Origin of the sequence: Acidovorax sp. HMWF018, assembly GCF_003061035.1 — a bacterium.
Lineage (GTDB): Bacteria > Pseudomonadota > Gammaproteobacteria > Burkholderiales > Burkholderiaceae_C > Acidovorax > Acidovorax delafieldii.
This window is the reverse complement of record NZ_QAIM01000582.1, coordinates 1-5,140: the sequence shown is the minus strand read 5'-3', so window position 1 is coordinate 5,140 and position 5,140 is coordinate 1. Positions and strand designations below refer to the sequence as shown.

Here is a 5,140-nt window from a genome sequence, read left to right as displayed (position 1 = left end):
CCCGCCATGCCCGCTCGCTCCGCAAAAGCGCACACCGTCGTTGTTGCAAATGCTCGCCATAGCCGGTGCTATGGCTGCGCTTTGCGCCATCCCCCGAGGGGGACGCCACCCGTGGCCTGGCAAAGCCGGTTCCACGGTGGCGCTGGCGATGGCATGGCGGGGTGAGAAGGTCGTGGGCGGCATGTGAAGGAAATGGATACCAGGATGTCGGGTGAAGTGTTGATGAATGCTGGTGAGGGCGGGGTGGTGCATGTCACCCTGCGCCACACCGGGCGGCTGAACGCCATGTCGCGGCCCATGTGGCGGCAGTTGCGTGCGGTGTTTGAAGATGTGCAGCGCTCTGCCGATGCGCGCTGTGTGCTCATCGCGGGCGAGGGCGGGGCGTTCTGTGCGGGCGGAGACATTTCGGAGTACCCCGGCTTCCGTTTTGACGCGGCCGCGCTGCGCGACTTTCATGAAAACGACGTGTGGGGCGGGCTCAATGCCATGCTCCAGTGCGACGTGCCCATCGTGGCCCAGATCAGCGGTGCCTGCATGGGCGCCGGCGTGGAGATTGCCAGCTGCTGCGACATCCGCGTGGCGGGCAGTGGCGCGCGGTTTGGCGCGCCGATTGCCAAGCTGGGTTTTCCGATGGCCCCGCGCGAGGCGCAACTGGTGGCCGGTGCGGTGGGTGATGTGACCGCGCGCCAGATGCTGCTGGAGGCCGCCACCTTCAGCGCCCCCGACATGCTGGCCCGTGGCTTTCTGAGCCGCGTGGTGGCTGACGACATGGTGGCCACCGAAGCCCTGGGCAGTGCCCAGCGCATTGCTGCGCTGGCGCCCCAGGCCGCCCGCATGAACAAACAGACGTTTCGTGCGCTAAAAGCGCCTGTAGCGCAAGAAAATCATGCCCAGCCTGCTATCGAAAACATAGTAAATGGCCCCGCTGACCCCTATGCTTATGCCGCCAGTGCCGAGCACCGCGAAGGGATCGCTGCCTTTCTGGACAAGCGCGCGCCGGTGTTCTGACCGGCGCCTCCGCCCCCGCTTTCTCCCATTCAGCCAGTCCCAAACTCTCAACCCAGCCACCCAGCCCATTGAAGTCTGAGCCATGAGCCAACACAACCTCTTCAGCGCCCTGCGCGCAGCGTTCCCATCTGACCTGGACAGCACTGCCGTCGAGACCACGGCGGCCGACGGCACCCCGTTGTACTACACCTGGCGCGATCTGGACCGCGCCAGCGCCCGCATCGCCAACCTGCTCGCGTCGCTCAAGCTGCCCGAAGTCAGCCGCGTTGCCGTGCAGGTCGAAAAGTCCGTCGAAGCCATGGCCCTGTACCTGGCCACGCTGCGTGCGGGCTACGTCTTTTTGCCGCTCAACACCGCCTACCAAAGCGCCGAGATCGAATACTTCATCGGCAACGCCGAGCCGGCCGTGGTGGTGTGCTCGCCCGGCAACTTTGGCTGGGTCAGCAAGATTGCCTTCACCCTGGGCACGCAGCATGTCTTCACCCTGGGTGACGACCGCACCGGCAGCCTGCTGGAGCGTGCAGCGCACCACGGCGACGAGCACCAGGCCGTGTCCCGCAGCGCCGACGACCTGGCCGCCATCCTGTACACCAGCGGCACCACGGGCCGCAGCAAGGGCGCCATGCTCACACACGGCAACATGCTCAGCAATGCCGTCATGCTCAAGGACTACTGGGGCTGGAAGAAGGGGGACGTGCTCATCCACGCGCTGCCCATCTTCCACGTGCACGGCCTGTTCGTCGCCATCCATGGCGCGCTCATCAACGGCAGCAAGATGATCTGGATGGCCAAGTTCGACCCCAAGGCCGTCATCGCCGCCATGCCCCGCGCCACCGTGTTCATGGGCGTGCCCACGCTGTATGTGCGCATGCTGGCCGAGCCCGGCCTGACCAAACAGGCCGTCAAGAACATGCGCCTGTTCATCGCAGGCTCTGCACCGCTGCTCATCGAAACCTTCAAGGAATGGCAGCAACGCACCGGCCACACCATCTTGGAGCGCTACGGCATGAGCGAAACCATCATGCTCACCAGCAACCCCTACAGCGCCGACCAGCGCTACAACGGTCAGGATGAACGCCGGGGCGGCACCGTGGGCTTCCCCCTGCCGGGTGTGAGCCTGCGCGTGCAGGGCGATGATGGCAAAGACCTGCCCGTGGGCGAGATCGGTGGCATCCAGGTCAAGGGCCCCAACGTGTTCAAGGGCTACTGGCGCATGCCCGAAAAGACCGCCGAAGAGTTCACGAAGGATGGTTACTTCAAGACCGGCGACGTGGGCAAAGTGGACGAGCGCGGCTACGTGCACATTGTGGGCCGCAGCAAAGACCTGATCATCAGCGGCGGCTACAACGTCTACCCCGCAGAGATCGAGGGCTACATCAACGACATGACCGGCGTGGCCGAAAGCGCCCTGGTCGGCGTGCCACACCCTGACTTTGGCGAAGTGGGCGTGGCCGTGGTCATTGCCAAGCCCGGCGCCAGCCTGGACGCCGATGCCATCGTGGCCCAGCTCAAGTCGCAGCTGGCCAACTTCAAGATCCCCAAGAAGTGTTTTGTGGTGTCTGAGCTGCCGCGCAACACCATGGGCAAGGTGCAAAAGAACCTGCTGCGGGATCAGTACAAAGGGTTGTTCGCCTGAGGCAGACCCGCGAGTGGAGGCCTTCGCACTGGCAAAAATAGTGTGAACAGGCCCTAGCCCGCTGCAGAGGCCTGGGGGTTGCAGAAAATGCAGGGCGTGGCGGCTGGCGCCGCGGCGCCCTCGGCATGGTTGCAGCAGTGTTCCAGCCACCCCGCCACCAGCCGGTACACCGACAAATTGGTGCGTGCCGTGGGCGCGCACAGGTAGTAGCCGAGCGGGCTGTCAAAGCGGTCTTTCAGGGGCTCTACCAGAGTGCCTGCCTGCAGTTCGTCTTCCACCAGGCAGGTGGGCACGATGCCAACGCCAAAGCCTGAAACCGCTGCGCGGATGATGAGTGAATACAGGTTGAAGCCCGGCCCGAACCGGCTGGCGCTGGTGTCCAGGCCGTGGGCTTCCATCCAGTCCTGCCAGGCCAGGGGCACCTCAATGTGCTGCAGCAGCGTGGCGCGCATCAAATCTTGCGGGGTGTTCAGGGGCAGGGCGGCCTGCAGTTGCGGGCTGCACACGATGCTGGTTTCCTTGCCAATCAGGTAGCGCGCATTGGCGCTGGGCCAGTTGCCGTAGCCGTACTGGATGGCAGCGTCGAACTCGTGCGGTGTCGCAAAGTCGTGCGCGTGCTGGTAACGCACAAAGTTCAGCGACACCTGCGGCAGCGTGCGCTTGAAGTGGCCCAGGCGCGGAAACAGCCACTGCGCCGCAAACGTGGGCGGCACCGACAGGTTGAGCGAGCCGCCATCGCCCCCGTACGACATGAGCTGTGCCGTGGCGGATTCCAGCGCGGCCATGGCCGGGCGGGTGGCGTTCAGGTAGGTAGCGCCTGCCTCGGTCAGCTCTAACCCCGTAGCCTTGCGGATGAACAGCTTCTGGCCCAGGTAGTCCTCCAGCGCAGCGATGTGGCGGCTGATGGCGCTTTGCGTCACGCACAGCTCGCGTGCGGCCATGGTGAAGGCCTGGTGCTTGGCGGCGGAGTGAAAGGCGTTCAACTCAGAGATGGTGGGGCACAGGCGGCGCATAGATGTATGCCTAGGGGGTATGAGTAGGGCTCATGGGATGGTGAGATTTTAGGCGTTGCGGATAAGGGCAATTGGCCCGATAAATGCGTCCTGTGACAGCAACGTGTCAAGCGCCACACTCTGTAGATGCTGCAATGCACCAGATGGATGCTTGATGGTCTTCATGGCCCCCTGAAAAAGAAGGCTATGAGTAATTTTGAAGCCATCGCGCCCACTTTGACGAATCTCATGACCTCTTTGTTGATTGAAAACAGCCGTGTGCTGGATGTCCACGCACTCACACTGCGCACCGGCCTGTCCGTTCTGGTGCAGGACGGCCGTATTGCGGCGGTAGGCACCGACCTGCAGGTGCCAGAAGGGACCACCACGCTCGACGCCAAGGGCATGACCCTGATGCCCGGCCTGATCGACTGCCACGTGCATGTGGTGGCGTCTTCGTTCAACCTGGGCGCCGTGGCCAAGATGCCCAACGTGTTCACCATGATGCGCTCGCTGCCCATCATGAAGGGCATGCTGGAGCGGGGCTTTACCACCGTGCGTGATGCGGGCGGCGCCGACTGGTCGCTGGCCGAGGCCGTGCGCACGGGGCTGGTGCAGGGGCCACGTATCTTCCCTGCGGGCAAGGCGCTGTCGCAAACCGGCGGGCATGCGGATTTCCGCCAGCGCAACGATGACCTGGATGTGTGTTCGTGCGCCTACAAGCTGGGCAACATCGGCCGCGTGGTCGATGGTGTGGATGCTTGCCGACTGGCGGTGCGTGAAGAAATTCTGAAGGGTGCCACGCAGATCAAGGTGATGGCTTCGGGCGGCGTGGCCTCGCCCAACGACCCGATTGGCAACCTGGGCTATTCCGAGGCCGAGCTGCACGCCATTGTGGAAGAGGCATCCAATGCCAACACCTATGTCATGGCCCACGCCTACACGCCCCGCGCCATCGCCCGCGCCGTGCGCTGTGGCGTGCGCACCATCGAGCACGGCAATCTGGTGGATGCGCCCACGGCAGAGTTCATGGCCGAGATGGGCGCTTTCATGGTGCCCACGCTCATCACCTACGAGGGCTTGGCCAACGAGGGCGAGCGTTATGGCCTGCCTGCGGTGTCGATTGCCAAGATCGATTCGGTGCGCGGCCAGGGCAAGCAGGCCATTGAGATCCTGGCCAAGGCGGGCGTGAAGATGGGCCTGGGCAGCGACTTGCTGGCCGAGACGCATTACCTGCAGTCGGACGAGTTGCGCTTGCGCGCGGAGATTCTGGGCAATGGCCCGGTGCTGCAGCAGGCCACGCTGATTGGCGCGGAGATTCTGGGCCAGCAAGGCCAGCTGGGCGAAGTCACGGCCGGTGCCATTGCCGACATCTTGCTGGTCGATGGCAACCCGCTCACCGACATCACCTGCCTGCTGAACCAAGGCGAGCGCATTCGCGCCATCGCCAAGGACGGCGTGTGGGTCAAGAACACCCTTTGAGTCCCTTTCATCCCCTCACCCC

General features: G+C 64.1%; 4 protein-coding genes. 3 read left to right on the top strand and 1 reads right to left on the bottom strand.

All coding sequences use genetic code 11. The features are described from left to right. Window positions 1-204 precede the first annotated feature (204 nt). Complete coding sequence (locus DBR23_RS24760; RefSeq protein ID WP_108499895.1) at window positions 205-1,008, top strand: enoyl-CoA hydratase/isomerase family protein; 804 nt, start codon at window positions 205-207, stop codon at window positions 1,006-1,008. An 82-nt stretch (window positions 1,009-1,090) separates the two neighbouring features. Continuing rightward, window positions 1,091-2,644, top strand: coding sequence for a malonyl-CoA synthase (locus DBR23_RS24755; RefSeq protein ID WP_108499894.1), 1,554 nt, complete (start codon window positions 1,091-1,093; stop codon window positions 2,642-2,644). A gap of 53 nt (window positions 2,645-2,697) precedes the next feature. Here DBR23_RS24755 and DBR23_RS24750 read toward each other — a convergent pair whose 3' ends face one another. Next, window positions 2,698-3,657 (bottom strand): LysR substrate-binding domain-containing protein, encoded by a 960-nt coding sequence (locus DBR23_RS24750; protein WP_056064417.1) that lies wholly within the window; start codon window positions 3,655-3,657, stop codon window positions 2,698-2,700. A gap of 228 nt (window positions 3,658-3,885) precedes the next feature. On the opposite strand from DBR23_RS24750, the gene DBR23_RS24745 reads away from it, so the two are divergent. Then, a complete protein-coding gene (locus tag DBR23_RS24745) occupies window positions 3,886-5,118 on the top strand; it encodes an amidohydrolase family protein (RefSeq protein ID WP_056747221.1) in 1,233 nt (410 codons plus the stop codon). Window positions 5,119-5,140: the final 22 nt, after the last annotated feature.